We start from the raw sequence: 16,677 nt of genomic DNA on the forward strand, positions 1-16,677 counted from the left end.
AGACTCGGGCAATAGTTTTATTCTATGAAAGGCCGCGAAGGAGGTTAATCGTGTGTCCAAACAGGATGTAATAGAGGTTGAAGGAAAAGTTATTGAGCCCCTACCAAATGCCATGTTTAAAGTAGAACTAGAAAACGGGCATAAAGTTTTGGCTCATGTATCAGGAAAAATCAGAATGAACTTTATTAGAATTCTTCCTGGGGATCGGGTTACAATTGAATTATCACCTTATGATCTAAACCGGGGAAGAATTGTTTACCGTTTTAAATAAATTAGAGCAAGGGATTTAGCTTGCAAAAGGAGGGTTTTAAATGAAAGTCAAACCATCGGTGAAACCCATCTGTGAAAAGTGTAAAGTTATTAAAAGAAAAGGCCGTGTTATGGTTATTTGCGAAAACCCCAAGCACAAACAAAAACAGGGATAATATAATAGACGCTTAAGCTACGAATTGTAATGATGAAGCATACCTAACCCTCGGGTATAGCTTGAGATGAAAAAAATAAAGAATATTTTGCGCTATGAATAATGGAGGTGTAGCCTAATGGCACGTATTTCCGGTGTAGATTTACCCCGGGATAAGCGGGTTGAAATAGGTTTGACCTATATATATGGTATTGGCAGACCTACCGCTAATAAGATCTTAGCCAGTACGGGAATTAATCCTGATACTAGAGTAAGAGACTTAACCGAAGATGAAGTTTCAAAACTACGTGAGTATATTGACCAAAATCATACCGTTGAAGGTGACTTGCGACGGGAAGTTTCATTAAATATTAAACGCCTGATTGAAATTGGTTCCTACAGAGGGTTGCGACACCGCCGGGGTTTACCGGTTAGGGGACAACGTACTAAAACTAATGCACGGACAAGAAAAGGTCCAAAACGCACTGTAGGCGTGAAACGTAGTAAATAATTAACTATCCAATGAAAGGGGGACAATTAGGTGGCAAAAAGACAGACCCGTACTAGAAGAAGAGACCGAAAAAATATTGAAAATGGGATTGCCCATATTAAATCCACTTTTAATAATACGATTGTTACAATTACTGATAAAGTCGGCAACGCTATTTCTTGGGCAAGTGCCGGTGAAATGGGCTTCAAAGGTTCTAGAAAAAGTACACCTTTTGCAGCCCAAATGGCAGCTGAGCAAGCAGCTAAAGCTGCAATGGAACATGGTTTAAAAGAAGTCGAATGTTACGTTAAGGGACCTGGCTCAGGCAGGGAAGCTGCGATTAGATCATTACAGGCAGCAGGTTTAGAGGTTAGCGTTATTAAAGACGTTACTCCTATCCCGCATAATGGCTGCAGGCCGCCAAAACGCAGAAGAGTATAGGAGGTGTATAAGGTTTGGCAAGGTATAAAGAAGCAGTATGCCGCTTGTGTCGTCGTGAAGGCATGAAGTTATATCTAAAAGGAGATCGTTGCTATTCCGATAAGTGTGCAGTGGATAGAAGAAATTATGCTCCCGGACAACACGGTCAAAATAGGAAAAAAGTATCAGAGTATGGACTACAGTTAAGGGAAAAGCAAAAAGCACGTCGTGTTTATGGCGTACTGGAAAAGCAGTTTGAAAATTATTTTGCTAAAGCTGACCGTCAAAAAGGCGTAACAGGTGAAAATCTCTTGCGTTTGTTAGAAAGACGTTTAGACAATGTGGTTTACCGTTTAGGTTTTGCTGGTTCTAGACCTGAAGCACGTCAACTGGTTAGACATGGCCATTTCACCATTAACGGTAGAAAAGTTAACATTCCATCACTCCAAGTTCGAGTAGGCGATGAAATAGCCGTACGTGAAAAGAGCGTTGGATCCGAAAAATTTAAAGAATTAGCTGAATTAGCTGCCCAAAAAACTGTACCTAATTGGCTGGAACTAAATGCCCCTGCTTTACGGGCTAGAGTTATAGCACTTCCTTCCAGAGAAGATATCGATATTCCTGTGGAAGAACACTTGATAGTAGAGCTATATTCCAGATAATGAAAGCTGTAGCTCTAACTAAGAAAGTTTGAGGTCTCGGAAGGAGGGTTTATTATGTTAGAAATCGAAAAACCAAAAATTGAATGTATTGAGCGAAGCGAGGATAATAAGTACGGTAAATTTGTGGTGGAACCCTTGGAAAGGGGTTATGGCATCACGCTGGGCAATTCCCTCCGGAGAATCTTACTTTCATCTCTGCCCGGCGCAGCAGTTACATCAATCAAAATTGATGGGGTACTTCATGAGTTTTCTACAATACAAGGGGTTAGAGAAGATACCACTGATATAATTATTAATCTTAAGTCCTTGTCGGTTAAACTTTATTCTGATGAACCTGCAACCGTACGCATTGAGGCGGAAGGAGAAGGAGAAGTAACTGCTGGGGATATAATTACAGAAGCTGACGTAGAGATTTTAAACCCTGATCTGCACATTGCTACCTTAGATAAAGACGGTCGTCTTTATATGGATATAGTTATTGAAAAGGGTAGGGGATATGTGACATCTGAGAAAAACAAAAAGGAAGATCAGGTTATTGGTGTAATTCCTGTAGATTCCATTTTTACCCCAGTCCCTAGGGTAAACTATGCTGTGGAAAATACACGTGTAGGACAAATTACGGACTATGATAAGTTGATTTTAGAAGTTTGGACTGACGGAAGCATATCTCCGGACGAAGCAGTAAGTTCCTCTGCAAAAATTTTAAACGACCATCTTAAACTTTTTATTGGACTAACAGAGACCATTAGTGATGAAGTTACGATGGTAGAAAAGGAAGAGGAAAAGAAAGATAAGATTCTGGATATGACCATTGAAGAATTGGATCTTTCCGTTCGCTCTTACAATTGCTTAAAAAGGGCTGGTATTAACACCGTTGAAGAGTTAATCCAGCGTTCAGAAGAAGATATGATGAAGGTCAGAAACTTAGGGCGTAAGTCCCTAGAGGAAGTTGATCAAAAACTACAAGCCTTAAATTTAAGTTTACGTAAGTCAGATGAGTGATAAAGGAGGTTTGAATCATGGCATATCGCAGACTAGGGCTTTTGTCCAGCCATCGTCGAGCCATGTTCAAAAACATCGTTACTTCTTTACTCAAAGCAGAACGCATTGAAACAACAGAACCAAGGGCTAAAGAGGTAAGACGGATAGCAGAAAAAATGATTACCCTAGGCAAAAGAGGGGATCTCCACGCTAGACGCCAAGCCTTAGCGTATCTGACAGAGGAAGATGTTGTGACGAAATTATTTGAAACAATTGGCCCGCGTTATAAGGAACGTCAGGGAGGATATACTAGAATTATAAAAACAGGGTACCGCCGTGGTGACGCAGCACAAATGGTACTTATTGAATTAGTTTAATAAGCTTTTGATAGTTAGATTTAAGGTCAGGCAGCGGGAGCAAAAAACCCCTTCCTGGCTTAATTTTTAGGTTTGTGTGGTGTAAAAATGATAAAAATTGAAAAACTTTATCATAGATATAAAGCCGGTACACCTCAAGAAGTTACTGCACTGGACAATATAAATTTAGAAGTAAAAAAAGGAGAATTTGTAGTTATTATCGGGCATAATGGTTCCGGTAAATCGACCTTAGCTAAGCACCTTAATGGCCTGTTATTGCCATCAGAAGGAAATGTTATAGTTAATGGGATGAATACCCGCGAGAGTAAATATGTTTGGGAAATTCGGCGTGAAGTTGGAATGGTTTTTCAAAACCCTGACAATCAGCTTGTGGCCACTATGGTTGAAGAAGATGTGGCTTTTGGGCCAGAAAATCTTGGGGTCCCTCCCTCTGAAATTAGAAGAAGGGTAGATGAATCCCTAGAACTAGTAGGTATGCAAGAGTTTAAACATAAGGAACCTCATCACTTGTCAGGAGGACAAAAGCAAAGGGTCGCTATAGCAGGCGTTATTGCCATGAAGCCCAATTATTTAGTATTAGATGAACCTACAGCAATGCTGGACCCCAAAGGCAGGAAAGAAGTTATGGATACGGTAATCAAGCTGAACAGAGAAGAAGGTTTAAGTATCATTCACATTACTCATTATATGGAAGAAGCAGTTAATGCGCACCGTGTTATAGTAATGGAACAAGGGAAAATTGTCGAAGGTGGTTTACCCAGGCAAATTTTCCAGCAAGTAGAGTTATTGAAAAAATTAAGAATGGATGTACCCCAAATGACTGAGTTAGCCTATGAGTTAAAAAAAGCTGGGCTGGAACTGCCTGGGGATATTCTCACTGTTGAAGAAATGGTGAAGTACTTATGTTGATAAAACTGGAAGCTGTTGAACACACTTATAAAACCAATACTCCGTACGAAACTAAGGCGTTAGATAACATTAATTTGGAAATACCTTTTGGGCAGTTTGTTGGCTTAATTGGACATACGGGTTCAGGCAAATCTACCTTAATTCAACATTTAAACGGCCTATTATTTCCAACTGCCGGCAGGGTAATTATTGAAGGACAAGAGATTGTCCAGAAAAGCCCGGAACTAAAAAAGATACGGCATAATGTAGGCATTGTTTTTCAGTACCCTGAACAGCAATTATTTGAAGAAACTGTCTTTGCAGATATTGCCTTCGGGCCAAAAAATCTAGGCTTTAATGAACAACAAATAACTGCTAAAGTAAAGAAAGCAATGGAGGCAGTCCATCTAGATTACGATGCCTTGAAAGATCGTTCCCCCTTTGCTTTAAGCGGCGGGCAAATGCGTCGCGTTGCCATTGCAGGGGTTTTAGCTATGGAGCCTAAAGTATTAATTTTAGATGAACCCACCGCTGGACTGGATCCTAAGGGACGAGATGAAATACTAAATGAAATTTCGGCCCTCCACCAACAACTTAAAATTACAATTATCCTAGTATCTCATAGCATGGAAGACATAGCTCGCTTTACAGAGAGAGTAATTGTTATGTCTAAAGGGAAAATAGTTTTAGACGGTACTCCCAGGGAAATATTTCAGCAAACGCAGCTCTTAGAAAAATTAGGGCTGGGAGTTCCTTTAGTAGCGACTTTAATGCATAAGTTGAAAGAGCAGGGGTTAAATGTACGTACGGATATTTTGACGGTCAATGAAGCCAAAATGGAGATCTTAAGGTGGTGGAAAGAAAAGCATGTTTAAGGATATAACCATTGGGCAATATATTCCTGGAGAATCAATAATTCATCATCTGGATCCCCGTACTAAAATATTTGCAGTACTAATCTACATGATTGGCCTCTTTATGATGGATAATTTACAAGGTTATTTAGCTATAACTATTGTTACAGCTTTAATCATTTGGTTTTCCCAGATCCCTTTAAATTATTTACTAAAGGGTTTAAAGCCAATTTTTATTATTTTAACATTTACTTTAGTTTTAAATTTATTTCTAATCCCAGGTAAGATTCTCTGGAGCTTTGGACCATTGCATATTACAGTTGAGGGTGTTAGACAAGGTATCTTTATGTCTATTCGCCTGATTTTTCTAATTTTAGTTACATCACTTTTAACGCTAACTACAACTCCTATTAGCCTAACAGATGGCTTAGAAAGTATTCTTAGCCCAGGTAAAAGAATTGGTATTCCAGCCCATGAATTGGCTATGATGATGAGCATTGCACTGCGTTTTATTCCAACCCTATTGGAAGAAACGGAAAAAATTATGAAGGCGCAGATGGCAAGGGGTGCTGATTTTGAAAGCGGAAGTTTATGGAATCGGGCAAGAAGTATGGTGCCCCTCCTTGTTCCTCTTTTTGTTGGGGCCTTTCGCAGGGCTGACGATTTAGCAATGGCTATGGAAGCAAGATGCTATCGAGGAAGTCAAGGCAGAACCAGGCTGAAACAACTAAAAATGGCTTCCCGTGATTATATTGCTTTAGCATTGATGATACTTTTTTTGCTGGGGGCAATTATCTATAAAATACTTTGGTAATTGAGGTTAAGATGAAGAGAAGAATAAAAATAACCTTGGCTTACGATGGAACTGGATATAGTGGTTGGCAAGTGCAATCTAATCATCCCCACATTAGTACTATCCAAGGAGTTGTGGAACAAAAAATTTCATTGTTAACTAAGGAAAGTATTAAAGTAGTTGCTTCAGGTAGAACTGATGCCGGCGTTCATGCTCTGGGACAAGTTATTCATTTTGATACATTTTCATCTATACCTGTAGAAAAGTTTCCGGCAGCTCTTTTGAGCGTTTTTCCCCAGGATATCGTCCCTTTAGCTGCAGAGGAAGTTAATCAGTATTTTCATGCCCGCTATAGTGTTAAAGAAAAAACCTATCGCTATTCCATGGATTTAGGTACTATGCCCCATGTTTTTTGGCGCAGATTTGCCTACCACTACCCATATCCATTGAACATTGTGGCTATGCAGGAAGCTGCAAAGCTGCTGATAGGCCAGCATGATTTTAAGTCCTTTTGTGCCAGCGGCAGTTCCGTTCAAAATTATGTTCGTAGAATTAAATCTTGCCGGATCAGGCAGGATGGAACACAGCTCCATCTGGAAATTACAGGAGACGGCTTTCTGTATAACATGGTTAGAATTATTATGGGGACACTCCTGGAAGTTGGCCGGGGCAAATTAGGGATAGATGATTTAACGGAAATTATAGCAGCTCAAGATAGAACTAAAGCTGGGCCTACAGCACCAGCCCATGGTTTATGTCTGCTTCATGTTCAGTATTAAGAAAAAAACAACTGTCAAAGCCTTTTTCTTGACATTAGTATTGCTATAGATTAAAATAATCAATGTGGTTTTTTATAGAGATTTGCAGATTGGTCAAGAGCCCCGATTAATCTGTGAAACTGATAGGATAGAGCCATTCGTATTTTGCAAGGAGGGAAACAAATGACCACTTTTATGGCTAAGCCTAAAGAAGTGGAGAGAAAATGGTATGTAATAGATGCAACAGATAAGCCTTTAGGTAGACTAGCTACAGAAGTAGCTACTATTTTAAGAGGTAAGCATAAACCTATTTTCACTCCTCATGTTGACACAGGCGACCATGTTATTGTGATTAATGCAGAAAAAGTTAAGTTAACAGGAAATAAATTGCATCAAAAAAAATATAGACGTCACTCCCGTTTTCCGGGTGGTCTAAAAGAGATGGATTACGCAACCCTATTACAAAAGTTCCCGGAAAGAGCTGTTGAGGCTGCTGTAAAAGGCATGATTCCTCATAACAAATTAGGTACTCAGGTATTTAAAAAGTTAAAGGTATATGCGGGATCACAACATCCCCACGAGGCCCAAAAACCTGAAGTTTGGGAATTTAGAGCATAGGACGGAAGGAGGAAATTAATATGGCACAAGTACAATACTACGGCACCGGACGCCGCAAAAACGCGGTTGCAAGTGTTCGACTCGTTCCCGGCGACGGCAAAATTATGATTAATCGCCGCCCTTTGGATGAGTACTTTGGTAAAAAAACACTTGAAATGATTGTGAAACAGCCATTAACGGTTACTGAAACTGGCGCAAGATTTGATGTTTTAGCCAAAGTAGAAGGCGGGGGAACAACCGGCCAAGCAGGAGCAGTACGGATGGGTATTGCCAGGGCGCTTTTACAAGCTGATGAAACCCTCCGTCCAGTACTTAAAAGATCTGGTTTCTTAACCAGGGATCCGAGAATGAAAGAGAGAAGAAAATACGGATTGAAAAAAGCTCGCAAAGCTCCACAATTCTCCAAAAGATAATTATTGTCAGTCAAGAGAAGGTAACCTATACCTTCTCTTTTTGGTTGTGCGCCCAGCCTGGGCCCTTGCTTGTCGATGAAAGTCCGATACGGGGGTTGATAGTGCCAACCGTTAGCCTAAGACAAGGGTGTCCATCGTGAGGTGGAATCTGAAGGAAGCCGGCGGCAAAGCTCTGGTCTGGGGAACACAAACTACATCTAAGGCTTACTCGATTTATAAAGCGCCTAGCCAGGCTTAGTCTTTGGGGGAAGTTCCATTATAGAGGACAATATGGATATTAGTTTTCTAAAAATGAGGAGGATTAAAGATGGCTCCAAAGTGCAAAGAAATTGTACAAGTGTTGAATAACTTAGCTCCCTTTAGTTTGGCGGAAAAATGGGACAATTCTGGGCTTTTAGTTGGGGATCCTGAGGCAAAAATTCAGGGAATAATTCTTTGTCTCGATGTGAATGAAAAGGTCATAGCTGAAGCATTGAAGCAAGGGTCCAATTTAATAATTAGCCACCATCCTTTAATCTTCAAACCCCTAACCCATCTGAGAGCAAATTCTAAACAAGTAGATTTAATTTATAAGCTCATTAAACATGATCTGCAAGTTATTGCTTTCCATACCAATTTTGATTCAGCCGGTCAAGGAGTTAACCAGCAGCTGGCCCAACTTCTAGGACTAGAAAAAATCCAACTGTTGCAACCTATTCAGGAGGAGTTAATTAAAATAGCAGTCTTTGTACCTGCAGGTTATGAAGATGCGGTTCGGGATGCCATGGGTGAAGCAGGAGCAGGTTATATTGGTAATTATAGTCATTGTACCTTCCGTAGTTTAGGTACAGGAACTTTTTTACCCTTAGAGGAGACTAACCCTTTTATCGGCATAAGTGGAAAGTTGGAGGAAGTACAAGAATATCGTTTGGAAACCATCGTTCAGAAGGATCTCTTGCCGGAAGTGATTAAAAATATTTTGCGAGTTCATCCTTACGAAGAAGTTGCTTATGATCTATACCCAGTGGAAAATAAATTAGTTCGCCATGGCCTGGGAAGGGTAGGTACATTGCCCAGGCCACTAAATCTGGAACAATTTGCCCAGTTAGTTAAGGAAAAATTGAAGATTAAGACAGTTCGAGTTTATGGGGATAAGGATCAAATAATTACTAGAGTGGCCATATGCGGAGGAGCAGGCCGTTCAATGCTCAAAACTGCCGCCCAACTTCAGGCCCAGGTGCTCTTAACCGGAGACTTAAGTTACCATGATTATCAAGAGGCAGCGGAATTGGAAATTGCTCTCCTTGATGCAGGCCATTTTGCCACAGAAATAATCAGCCTGGATTATTTAAAAAATTATTTAGCAAAAGAATTAGTTTCATCTAGCTTAGGAATAAAGGTAGTTAAAAGCAAAGACCCATGGGAGTTTATCTAAAAGCGCCAGGAGGGATTTAGCATAAAAAAAGATATGGCATCAAAAGAGAAGCCATATCCTATCCCTAATTTTTAAGAAGCGTAGGAAACAAGATAAGAACCAGCGACTTTAGCTTTTTCCAGTAATTCAGTTTGGCCTTTTGTATCATCAGGGGTACGGTTACCGTAGGAAAGAATAGTATCAACTACATTAAAACCCAAAAATTTGTACATTTTTGCTGTACTTTCGTAGTACTGTTGAAAAATATTAGGGTCGGGATTTCCTTGGGTAAAGACTAAAACCATTTTTTTACCTTTTGCCTTAGAACTAAAATCAGTACCTAGAAAAGCGCATAAACGATCTGTAAATGCTTTAGTTTGGCTACTCATTTGCCACATGTATAAAGGAGTGCCTAAGACAATTGCGTCAGCGTCTAAAATTTCGGAATAAAGTGTTTGCATGTCATCTTTTATAACACAAGTTTCATGTTCCTTACAATAATAGCAGCTTTGACATCCTTTAATGCTTAAGTCATTTAAATTATAAATCTTTGTTTCGGCACCCTTTTCTTTAGCTCCCTGCAATACTTGCTCAATTAACAAATTTGTGCTGCCATATTTCCGTGGACTTCCGTTAAAACCAATAACTTTCATAAGATAGACCCCCTAAAAAATAAATTAATAGGTTTTGCCTGCAACGTATAGATACTAATTTCTATTCTTAGTATAAAACAAGGCAACAAGTATTTCTAGCTTTTCAGGTATATTGTCAAACCCTCAGCATAGTTATAAATGAAAGGTTATAAAAGGGGTGACCTGGGTGCGGTTCTTTTGGGTTAATACAATACAGCTTAAACTAAAATATCTGGTTTCTTTAGCTTTTTTGACTATTTTCATTGTGGAGGGATACTATTTTATTGGCAATAACTTGGAGCAGAAGGCAATTCAAACTATGTCTTGGGTTTTAGCAAATAAGGTAATTGTTATAGACCCCGGCCATGGGGGATATGATCCCGGTAAAATTGGAGTTACGGGGACAAAGGAAAAAGACATTAATTTAGCTATAGCTCAGGAGCTAGCTCAATATATGAAAAACGCCGGCACAGTAGTAGTCTTAACTAGGGATGAAGACGAAGATCTGCTAAATGAAGGCTCAGGCAGTAAAAAACAGCGTGATTTAGACAGCCGTTTAGCTATTATCGACAAAGTTCATGCAGATCTTTATGTAGGGATCCAAGCTAATTCCTTTGGTTCTGTTTGGCGTGGTGCTCAAACATTCTATAATGTTAAAAATAATTCTGGAAAGCTTTTAGCCCAGGGAATTCAAAAAGAGTTAAAAAGGCAGCTTAAAAATACCCATCGAAAAGCTGCTAAAATGGATGATAGCAGTTCTTATATGCTCAGAAAATTAAATAATATACCATCAGCCATTGTAGAGGCAGGCTTTCTTTCTAACCGTGAAGAAGAAGAACTGCTAAAAGATCAAACTTACCAAAAGAAAGTTGCTTTTGCTATCTACTGTGGGGTGGTAAAATATTTTTGTACAGATAATGGTACAGTTGTAAATCCATAATATTCAGCAACTTTCCGCTCATTTAAGTTAAGTTGTTGAAAACTGCATTCCAGTTAGGTTGTCATCTGGAAATTACCGCTTTATTAATAACTGGCTTAAATGATAGTATAGAAGAAATAAAAAAACTTACTCAGTGGATTGCCACAACTTTAGGTCCAGATATACCTGTCTATTTTACTAGGTATTTTCCTAATTATCAGTTAGATCTACCTGCTACACCTTAAACAACCCTAGAAAAGGCCAAAGAAATTGCCCTGGAAATGTTGCACTATGTTTATTTGGGTAATGTTCCGGAATTAGAGGGGAATACAACATACTGCCCCCAATGTGGGCAAAAAGTAATTGTACGCAGTGGCTATGAAACTGAGATAATCGGGCTAGATGGTACTACATGTTTAAACTGCGGATATAAGCTGGCCATCATAGGCTTATAAAAGTTGCCACGGAGGGGGAGAAGAATTGCTGCAAAGATTTTCTAATTTTATTTTTTTGCCTATAGTTTTAGGTTTAGCCTATTTTTTACTATCTTTGTTTGTTTTTATTACCTTTACCCGAAGCTTACTGACTAATGAATTAGCAGGTTTTGACCAATTGATTATAAATATAGTTAGAAGCGACCTTTCTCCAACTTTAACAGGAGTTATGAGCGTTATTTCCTTTTTTGGGTCTCCATCCTTTATTATCGGAGCAATTATTGGGGGACTAGTTTATTGCATCTTCATAAAAAAAGTCCATTGGCTGGCTGTACAGCTTCTGGTGATCTCCGCAAGCAGTTGGCTCTTAAATAAATGTTTAAAGGATTATTTTCAAAGGCCTCGTCCTTTGTGGCCTCTGGCTGAGGCTATTGGCTATAGTTACCCCAGCGGCCACGCCATGGTCAGCATATCCTTTTATGGTTTCTTGATTTATCTAGGTCTGACTAAAATAATAAAACCCAAACTGCGTTTATTTGTTGTTGCATTTTTAGCAATATTAATTTTACTGATCGGCATAAGCAGAATTTATTTAGGTGTCCACTATCCCAGTGACGTTGGAGCGGGATTTGCAGCGGGAGGCTCTTGGTTAGTAGTCTGTGTTTTAGTACTTAACGCTTGTCAGAAAAAATTTTCTCGGTAACTTAGTCCCTAGCAGTTATCGAGTAAGGTAAAGCCGAAGTAATTAACTTCGGCTTTACCTTACTCGATTAGTTTTAGTAGATTTTATGATATTTACGTATATATGAAATGTTCAAATCAATTGTTATAAAAATTTTCAGATGGTTTTTAGATTAAGCACTAAAAAATAGTCAGTGCTTTTTTACTGTGCATAATTTTTGGTAAAAAAGTCAATTCTAAGCTTAAATTAGGCAGGTGATGACTATTGTTTAGAAAAATACTGCGCTCTTTATATTATTTAAAACTTAAATCGATAAATGCTGCAGCAGAAGTAGCTGAAAAAAACAAACCTGCTAAGGAAAATAAAATTCCCATTTCTGTAGCCGAGATCAAAATCAAGCTGCAGAATTTATTTGTAGATGCAAACGATTTTGTCCTTAGGGAGTATAGCATTGGGGAAAAGTCTAAAGTAAAAGTTCTAATTTCCTTTATTGATGGTTTAGTTAATAAAAAGCTTATTAATGATCATTTGCTAAAGCCTTTCATGATTGACTCTATTCTAACTAAATTAGATGAAAATTTGTCAGGTAAAAATGCGGTTAATTTTATAGAGGAATACCTCCTTAGCACTTGCGAGCTGACAAAAGTTTCTACCTTTGATGAAACTGTACATGGGATTTTATCTGGTGATACAGTTTTATATATTGATGGAAGTAGAATTGCCCTTGTGATAAACCTCCGCGGTTGGGAAATGAGGCAAGTAGCTGAACCAAGAACAGAAACTGTCGTTAGGGGTCCAAGAGAAGGTTTTGTAGAAACAATTCGGACCAATACGTCACTCTTACGCAGAAAGATAAAAAACCCTAATCTAAAATTTGAGACATTGACTTTAGGCAAACAGACCAAAACTGATGTCATGATTTGCTACATTAAAGGTATTGCTCATGAAGATATTATCGCTACAGTCAGAAGGAGATTAAAAAGAATTAATACAGACGCAATATTAGAATCTGGTTATATAGAGGAATTTATTGAAGATGCACCTTTGGGTCTCTTTCCAACAGTAGGTAATAGCGAAAAACCCGATGTTGTTGCGGGCAAACTCTTAGAGGGGAGAGTTGCCATTTTATGCGACGGTACGCCCTTTGTTCTAACGGTGCCTTATTTATTTATAGAAGCTATACAGTCTAGTGAGGACTACTATTCCAGATGGGTATATGCATCTGCGATTCGCATATTGCGTTTGCTTGCGTTAGTAATTACAACAATGTTGCCAGCACTATATGTGGCTGGACTTACTTTCCACCAATCAGTTATTCCCTTTAAACTGCTGTTAACCATGGCTGCTTCTCGCCAGGGTATTCCTTATTCTCCATTCGTTGAAGCATTATTAATGCTTATATCCTTTGAGCTTTTGCGGGAAGCAGGTATACGTTTACCTCGGCCGGTTGGTCAGGCCATTAGTATTGTAGGTGCTCTTGTGCTTGGAGAAGCAGCAGTCCAGGCTGGCTTAGCCAGTAATCCTATGGTGATCATTACATCTATTACAGCCATTACAAGCTTTATCAATGTTCCTTTAGCGGGCACTATCCCTTTTCTTAGACTGGCTTTTTTAATTGCAGGTAATATAGTCGGGCTATTAGGGATTATGCTGGTAGGCTTATTATTTTTACTTCAACTTTGTGCAATTCGTTCTTTCGGAGTTCCATATTTAAGTTCTTTTGCACCCTTAAGTGGTTCGGATTTGAAAGATACTTTAATTCGAATACCTATTTGGGCTATGTTAACTAGACCTAAGGCTTTAACTTGGGAGTATTCAAAGGACCTGAAATACAGGATGAAAATAGATTATCGCCAAAAGGAAGACTAAATATGCTGTTTAGAAAAAGGTTGTTATTTACACTGTTATATTCACTTATTTTTTGTCTAACTGGTTGTTGGAATAATAAGGATATTACAGAATTAAATATTGTGGTTGGCGTTGGTATTGACCAGGCACCAAATAACCAAATTGAATTAACTGTCCAAATCGTCAAACCAGCCACCATAAAAGCACGTCAGCAGGGTGGAATGGACCAGGTGACGCAGACGTTAACCGCTAGAGGCAGGACCATTTTTGAAGCTAATCGAAATTTATTAACTTTTTCTAGCAGAAGACTATATTATGGGCATATTCAATTAATTATGATAAGTGAAGGTTTAGCCCGAAAAGGTATTAGTGATATTCTGGATTTTTTTGCGCGAGATCATGAACCGGACTTACGTACTGAAATAATTATAACCAAAGGAATAACAGCTTCACAAAGCTTAAAGTTAAATAGTTCTCTGGAAGATATCCCTGTTACGGATTTAAGAGAAACATTGCGTAATACAAATGGATTACCTAAGATAATAGATATTCAACTGGTGGACTTATTAAAAAATATAGCCAGTACTGGAACTAACTCCGTTGTAGCTAAGTTGGAGATTGCTAAGAATAAAGAAAATATTACTACACAAGATTTAAACATAACTGGAGCTGCAGTCTTTAAAAAAGATAAGCTTTGTGGTTGGCTAAGTCCGACTGAAGCAAGGAGTTATATATTTGTTCAAAATAAGTTTAAGAATGGTATTATTGTAATTCCTAATCCAATAGATAAGAAAAAGCCCGTAGCCATAGAAATGACGCATTCACATACAAAGAAGTCTATCCAATTTGTGAATGGAAGGCCCAAGTTAATTGTTGAAGTTAAAAATGAAGGTAATATTGGAGAACAAGAGGGAAAAGGAGATTTAACTTCACCGAGCATAGTAAGAAAGTTAGAACAAGAGACATCCCTGCTCATTACGAAGGAAATCAACCATTTAATCACTAAAACTCAGCAAGAGTTGAAGTGCGACATTTTTGGTTTTGGAAATCTTCTGCACCAACAATATCCTAGTTATTGGGAAAATGTAGAAGGGAATTGGAATGAATTTTATTCTGCCTTGGAATTTGAAGTTAAGGTTAATCAAGAAATTAGAAGGTCGGGTTGGATCAGAGAGATAACTAAGCCTAAATAGGAGATAGCCATGAGCAAGGAAAGAATTTCTGGCTTACAATTAGCATTTCTACTAATTGCTTTTATTTTCGGGGATACAGCCATTTTAAGCCCTGCAGTTGGATCTTATCAAGATAATTGGTTGGGTTTTATTATTGGTTGGGGCTGTTCTTTCTTTTTATTATGGATTTATATTAGCATAAAAAATTTTTACCCTGCCGAATCCTGGATTGAAATTCTGAAAAGCTGTTACGGCCCATACCTAGGTAGTGCAATTGCGCTATTTTACATTGGGTATTTTTTGCATGTGGGAGCTTTGGTAATCAGGGAATTTGCTGAATATATGATAGTAGTTAATTTTCCGGAAACGCCGATTATTTTTTTTAGTGGCCTAGTTGCTTTACTAGGCATATGTGCTGTAAGATACGGTATTGAGGTTATCGGGCGTTTATACGAAATACTTGGTGTTATCTTCCCTTTTATAACGATTATGATAACTCTTTTTGTTTTACCAAGATTTGAAGTTAGAAATTTTCTACCAATCTTGGAAAATGGCCTGAAGCCTGTTTTAAAAACTGCTTTTTCAACTTTCTCTTTTCCCTTTGGAGAATTAATAGTTTTTTTAATGATTTTTAACCATTTGCATACACAAAAAAAATTGGCTAAAGTTGTGTATTTATCTAGTTTATTTGGAGGTTTACTAATTTTACTCATTATTACAAGGGATTTAATGGTTCTAGGTCCAGATATGTTTGAGAATGCTACTTTCCCAGCTCAGCTATCATCGGAGCTTATCCCTAATAATTTTATTACCATGACACCTTTTGTAGCTGTTAATTTACTGATTGGCAGTGGTGCTAAGACTATTGTTTACTTATATGCGGCTTCCTTGGGAAGTGCTCAATTATTTAATCTCCGAAACTATAAATCTTTAGTAATACCTTTGGCTGCATTTATGGTTGCTTTATCTATTTGGGTATACGATTCCCTTTTCCAGCTTTTTCGCTGGACAGAAGAAATCTGGCCCTACTATGCGGTAATTCCCTTTCAATTAGGAATACCATTAGTAACTTTACTAGTTTTAAAAATTAAAACAATAATTAAGGGAAAAAGAAAGGTATAATTAGGAGTGTTAAAATTTGGTTATTTTTGGGCTGATAATAACGTTTATAATTTTTATCTTAATTGATTTGCCCGAACTAAGAAGGGCCCAACAGAAAACCAAAACGACGGTGGTATATATTTCCTTACTTCTAATCGGTTTTAGTTTGAGTTTTTTACTAGTAATTAATAGAGCACCTATTAGCCCGACAATTATCATTGAAAAAATAGTACGCTATTTTTTGCCGTAAAGCCAAAGAGAAGTTAAATCAGTCCTTCGGGATTGAAACAATGTCTAAGGGTATTTTTCTTTGTTGAGAATCGTACTGTACTAAGTCATAAATTAAGGGGTCTTTAATTAGCTCCAGCCAAGCTGCATAGACTCCGGCGATAAATGGTGACTCTAAGGCCACTTTTTCTGTAATTAGTGGACATAAATAGGGTAAATCAAATGGTTCTCTGATTAAAAGCAGTTGACCGCCGTTCTGCAGGTGGGGCGCCAGAGGAAAAGTACGACACTGAAGTGGTCTTTTATCACGAGGACATCCTTTGGTGCAACGGACAAAATAAACTGTGCCTCGCCAGGAATTTGGAAAGTCATAATCTGCAGCATTTTGTTTATCCCAAATTAACCAGTCTTCCCGCTGAGTAAACATTTGTTCTTCACCAGGCAGTAAATACATTCCTAAATCCTGATCTGAACTAGTACAGCAAAGTTTTCCACATAAATTACCGCAGTCGGAGGATAGGGGTGTAACATCCTCTAACAAAGCGTAGATTTTTTTATAGGTATTTTTATTAATTATGCTTTTCATATTTGGCTCCTTTAATAAATGGTTG

At 38.2% G+C, this 16,677-nt stretch carries 23 protein-coding genes; 21 read left to right on the plus strand and 2 right to left on the minus strand.

Annotation, left to right across the window (positions count from 1 at the left end; all coding sequences use genetic code 11):
- Positions 1 to 52 precede the first annotated feature (52 nt).
- From infA to RDV78_08165, 14 genes are all read left to right on the plus strand, one after another.
- On the plus strand, positions 53 to 271 hold the full coding sequence (infA, locus tag RDV78_08100; protein MDS1030441.1) for a translation initiation factor IF-1: 219 nt from the start codon (positions 53 to 55) through the stop codon (positions 269 to 271).
- Between the two features lie 40 nt (positions 272 to 311).
- Positions 312 to 425 carry a 50S ribosomal protein L36 gene (gene rpmJ / locus RDV78_08105; protein MDS1030442.1) on the plus strand — a complete coding sequence of 38 codons (114 nt, stop codon included), beginning with the start codon at positions 312 to 314 and terminating at the stop codon, positions 423 to 425.
- 117 nt (positions 426 to 542) lie between these two features.
- The gene (rpsM, locus tag RDV78_08110) at positions 543 to 914 is read left to right on the plus strand and encodes a 30S ribosomal protein S13 (GenBank protein MDS1030443.1); all 372 of its coding nucleotides are present in this window, start codon (positions 543 to 545) and stop codon (positions 912 to 914) included.
- Positions 915 to 944: 30 nt separating this feature from the next.
- A complete protein-coding gene (gene rpsK, locus RDV78_08115; GenBank protein ID MDS1030444.1) occupies positions 945 to 1,334 on the plus strand; it encodes a 30S ribosomal protein S11 in 390 nt (129 codons plus the stop codon).
- A 14-nt stretch (positions 1,335 to 1,348) separates the two neighbouring features.
- Positions 1,349 to 1,975, plus strand: a complete 627-nt coding sequence (rpsD, locus tag RDV78_08120; GenBank protein ID MDS1030445.1) for a 30S ribosomal protein S4 — start codon at positions 1,349 to 1,351, stop codon at positions 1,973 to 1,975.
- A gap of 54 nt (positions 1,976 to 2,029) precedes the next feature.
- On the plus strand, positions 2,030 to 2,977 hold the full coding sequence (locus tag RDV78_08125; protein MDS1030446.1) for a DNA-directed RNA polymerase subunit alpha: 948 nt from the start codon (positions 2,030 to 2,032) through the stop codon (positions 2,975 to 2,977).
- Between the two features lie 17 nt (positions 2,978 to 2,994).
- Positions 2,995 to 3,333, plus strand: a complete 339-nt coding sequence (gene rplQ / locus RDV78_08130; protein ID MDS1030447.1) for a 50S ribosomal protein L17 — start codon at positions 2,995 to 2,997, stop codon at positions 3,331 to 3,333.
- 87 nt (positions 3,334 to 3,420) lie between these two features.
- Positions 3,421 to 4,242 carry an energy-coupling factor transporter ATPase gene (locus tag RDV78_08135; GenBank protein ID MDS1030448.1) on the plus strand — a complete coding sequence of 274 codons (822 nt, stop codon included), beginning with the start codon at positions 3,421 to 3,423 and terminating at the stop codon, positions 4,240 to 4,242.
- Complete coding sequence (locus RDV78_08140; protein ID MDS1030449.1) at positions 4,236 to 5,096, plus strand: energy-coupling factor transporter ATPase; 861 nt, start codon at positions 4,236 to 4,238, stop codon at positions 5,094 to 5,096. Before RDV78_08135 ends, RDV78_08140 begins: the two co-directional genes overlap by 7 nt.
- The gene (locus tag RDV78_08145) at positions 5,089 to 5,889 is read left to right on the plus strand and encodes an energy-coupling factor transporter transmembrane component T (protein ID MDS1030450.1); all 801 of its coding nucleotides are present in this window, start codon (positions 5,089 to 5,091) and stop codon (positions 5,887 to 5,889) included. The genes RDV78_08140 and RDV78_08145 overlap by 8 nt, the downstream gene beginning before the upstream one ends.
- Positions 5,890 to 5,900: 11 nt before the next feature.
- Complete coding sequence (truA, locus tag RDV78_08150) at positions 5,901 to 6,647, plus strand: tRNA pseudouridine(38-40) synthase TruA (GenBank protein MDS1030451.1); 747 nt, start codon at positions 5,901 to 5,903, stop codon at positions 6,645 to 6,647.
- A gap of 162 nt (positions 6,648 to 6,809) precedes the next feature.
- Positions 6,810 to 7,244 carry a 50S ribosomal protein L13 gene (gene rplM / locus RDV78_08155; protein MDS1030452.1) on the plus strand — a complete coding sequence of 145 codons (435 nt, stop codon included), beginning with the start codon at positions 6,810 to 6,812 and terminating at the stop codon, positions 7,242 to 7,244.
- A gap of 20 nt (positions 7,245 to 7,264) precedes the next feature.
- The gene (rpsI, locus tag RDV78_08160; protein MDS1030453.1) at positions 7,265 to 7,657 is read left to right on the plus strand and encodes a 30S ribosomal protein S9; all 393 of its coding nucleotides are present in this window, start codon (positions 7,265 to 7,267) and stop codon (positions 7,655 to 7,657) included.
- A 307-nt stretch (positions 7,658 to 7,964) separates the two neighbouring features.
- Positions 7,965 to 9,071 carry a Nif3-like dinuclear metal center hexameric protein gene (locus RDV78_08165; GenBank protein MDS1030454.1) on the plus strand — a complete coding sequence of 369 codons (1,107 nt, stop codon included), beginning with the start codon at positions 7,965 to 7,967 and terminating at the stop codon, positions 9,069 to 9,071.
- A 71-nt stretch (positions 9,072 to 9,142) separates the two neighbouring features.
- Here the strand turns inward: RDV78_08165 and RDV78_08170 are convergent, their stop codons facing one another.
- Positions 9,143 to 9,703: a flavodoxin family protein gene (locus RDV78_08170; protein MDS1030455.1), complete on the minus strand. Its 561-nt coding sequence runs from the start codon at positions 9,701 to 9,703 to the stop codon at positions 9,143 to 9,145.
- Between the two features lie 166 nt (positions 9,704 to 9,869).
- Here RDV78_08170 and RDV78_08175 point away from each other — a divergent pair, with 166 nt between their 5' ends.
- The 7 genes from RDV78_08175 to RDV78_08205 all read left to right on the plus strand — a co-directional run bounded on the left by RDV78_08175 (position 9,870) and on the right by RDV78_08205 (position 15,859).
- Entirely contained in the window at positions 9,870 to 10,622 is a 753-nt protein-coding gene (locus tag RDV78_08175) for an N-acetylmuramoyl-L-alanine amidase (GenBank protein ID MDS1030456.1), read from the plus strand.
- A gap of 35 nt (positions 10,623 to 10,657) precedes the next feature.
- Entirely contained in the window at positions 10,658 to 10,846 is a 189-nt protein-coding gene (locus RDV78_08180) for a hypothetical protein (protein ID MDS1030457.1), read from the plus strand.
- 36 nt (positions 10,847 to 10,882) lie between these two features.
- The gene (locus RDV78_08185) at positions 10,883 to 11,056 is read left to right on the plus strand and encodes a hypothetical protein (GenBank protein ID MDS1030458.1); all 174 of its coding nucleotides are present in this window, start codon (positions 10,883 to 10,885) and stop codon (positions 11,054 to 11,056) included.
- Between the two features lie 25 nt (positions 11,057 to 11,081).
- Entirely contained in the window at positions 11,082 to 11,738 is a 657-nt protein-coding gene (locus RDV78_08190; protein MDS1030459.1) for a phosphatase PAP2 family protein, read from the plus strand.
- Positions 11,739 to 11,981: 243 nt separating this feature from the next.
- Positions 11,982 to 13,586 carry a spore germination protein gene (locus RDV78_08195; protein ID MDS1030460.1) on the plus strand — a complete coding sequence of 535 codons (1,605 nt, stop codon included), beginning with the start codon at positions 11,982 to 11,984 and terminating at the stop codon, positions 13,584 to 13,586.
- A gap of 2 nt (positions 13,587 to 13,588) precedes the next feature.
- Entirely contained in the window at positions 13,589 to 14,758 is a 1,170-nt protein-coding gene (locus tag RDV78_08200) for a Ger(x)C family spore germination protein (protein ID MDS1030461.1), read from the plus strand.
- A gap of 9 nt (positions 14,759 to 14,767) precedes the next feature.
- Positions 14,768 to 15,859 carry an endospore germination permease gene (locus RDV78_08205; GenBank protein MDS1030462.1) on the plus strand — a complete coding sequence of 364 codons (1,092 nt, stop codon included), beginning with the start codon at positions 14,768 to 14,770 and terminating at the stop codon, positions 15,857 to 15,859.
- A gap of 247 nt (positions 15,860 to 16,106) precedes the next feature.
- On the opposite strand, the gene RDV78_08210 is transcribed toward RDV78_08205, so the two are convergent.
- Positions 16,107 to 16,652, minus strand: coding sequence for a hypothetical protein (locus RDV78_08210; GenBank protein ID MDS1030463.1), 546 nt, complete (start codon positions 16,650 to 16,652; stop codon positions 16,107 to 16,109).
- Positions 16,653 to 16,677: the final 25 nt, after the last annotated feature.

The sequence above is a fragment of the Bacillota bacterium LX-D genome, assembly GCA_031628995.1.
Classification (GTDB): Bacteria; Bacillota; DUOV01; order DUOV01; family Zhaonellaceae; genus JAVLUO01.

Excerpts from the sequence above, each read along its gene's own strand:
- rpmJ (MDS1030442.1), top strand. The coding sequence starts at position 312 with ATGAAAGTCAAACCATCGGTGAAACCCATCTGTGAAAAGTGTAAAGTT.
- rpsM (MDS1030443.1), top strand. The coding sequence starts at position 543 with ATGGCACGTATTTCCGGTGTAGATTTACCCCGGGATAAGCGGGTTGAA.
- RDV78_08125 (MDS1030446.1), top strand. The coding sequence starts at position 2,030 with ATGTTAGAAATCGAAAAACCAAAAATTGAATGTATTGAGCGAAGCGAG.
- rplQ (MDS1030447.1), top strand. The coding sequence starts at position 2,995 with ATGGCATATCGCAGACTAGGGCTTTTGTCCAGCCATCGTCGAGCCATG.
- RDV78_08135 (MDS1030448.1), top strand. The coding sequence starts at position 3,421 with ATGATAAAAATTGAAAAACTTTATCATAGATATAAAGCCGGTACACCT.
- RDV78_08140 (MDS1030449.1), top strand. The coding sequence starts at position 4,236 with ATGTTGATAAAACTGGAAGCTGTTGAACACACTTATAAAACCAATACT.
- RDV78_08145 (MDS1030450.1), top strand. The coding sequence starts at position 5,089 with ATGTTTAAGGATATAACCATTGGGCAATATATTCCTGGAGAATCAATA.
- truA (MDS1030451.1), top strand. The coding sequence starts at position 5,901 with ATGAAGAGAAGAATAAAAATAACCTTGGCTTACGATGGAACTGGATAT.
- rplM (MDS1030452.1), top strand. The coding sequence starts at position 6,810 with ATGACCACTTTTATGGCTAAGCCTAAAGAAGTGGAGAGAAAATGGTAT.
- rpsI (MDS1030453.1), top strand. The coding sequence starts at position 7,265 with ATGGCACAAGTACAATACTACGGCACCGGACGCCGCAAAAACGCGGTT.
- RDV78_08165 (MDS1030454.1), top strand. The coding sequence starts at position 7,965 with ATGGCTCCAAAGTGCAAAGAAATTGTACAAGTGTTGAATAACTTAGCT.
- RDV78_08170 (MDS1030455.1), bottom strand. The coding sequence starts at position 9,703 with ATGAAAGTTATTGGTTTTAACGGAAGTCCACGGAAATATGGCAGCACA.
- RDV78_08185 (MDS1030458.1), top strand. The coding sequence starts at position 10,883 with ATGTTGCACTATGTTTATTTGGGTAATGTTCCGGAATTAGAGGGGAAT.
- RDV78_08200 (MDS1030461.1), top strand. The coding sequence starts at position 13,589 with ATGCTGTTTAGAAAAAGGTTGTTATTTACACTGTTATATTCACTTATT.
- RDV78_08205 (MDS1030462.1), top strand. The coding sequence starts at position 14,768 with ATGAGCAAGGAAAGAATTTCTGGCTTACAATTAGCATTTCTACTAATT.
- RDV78_08210 (MDS1030463.1), bottom strand. The coding sequence starts at position 16,652 with ATGAAAAGCATAATTAATAAAAATACCTATAAAAAAATCTACGCTTTG.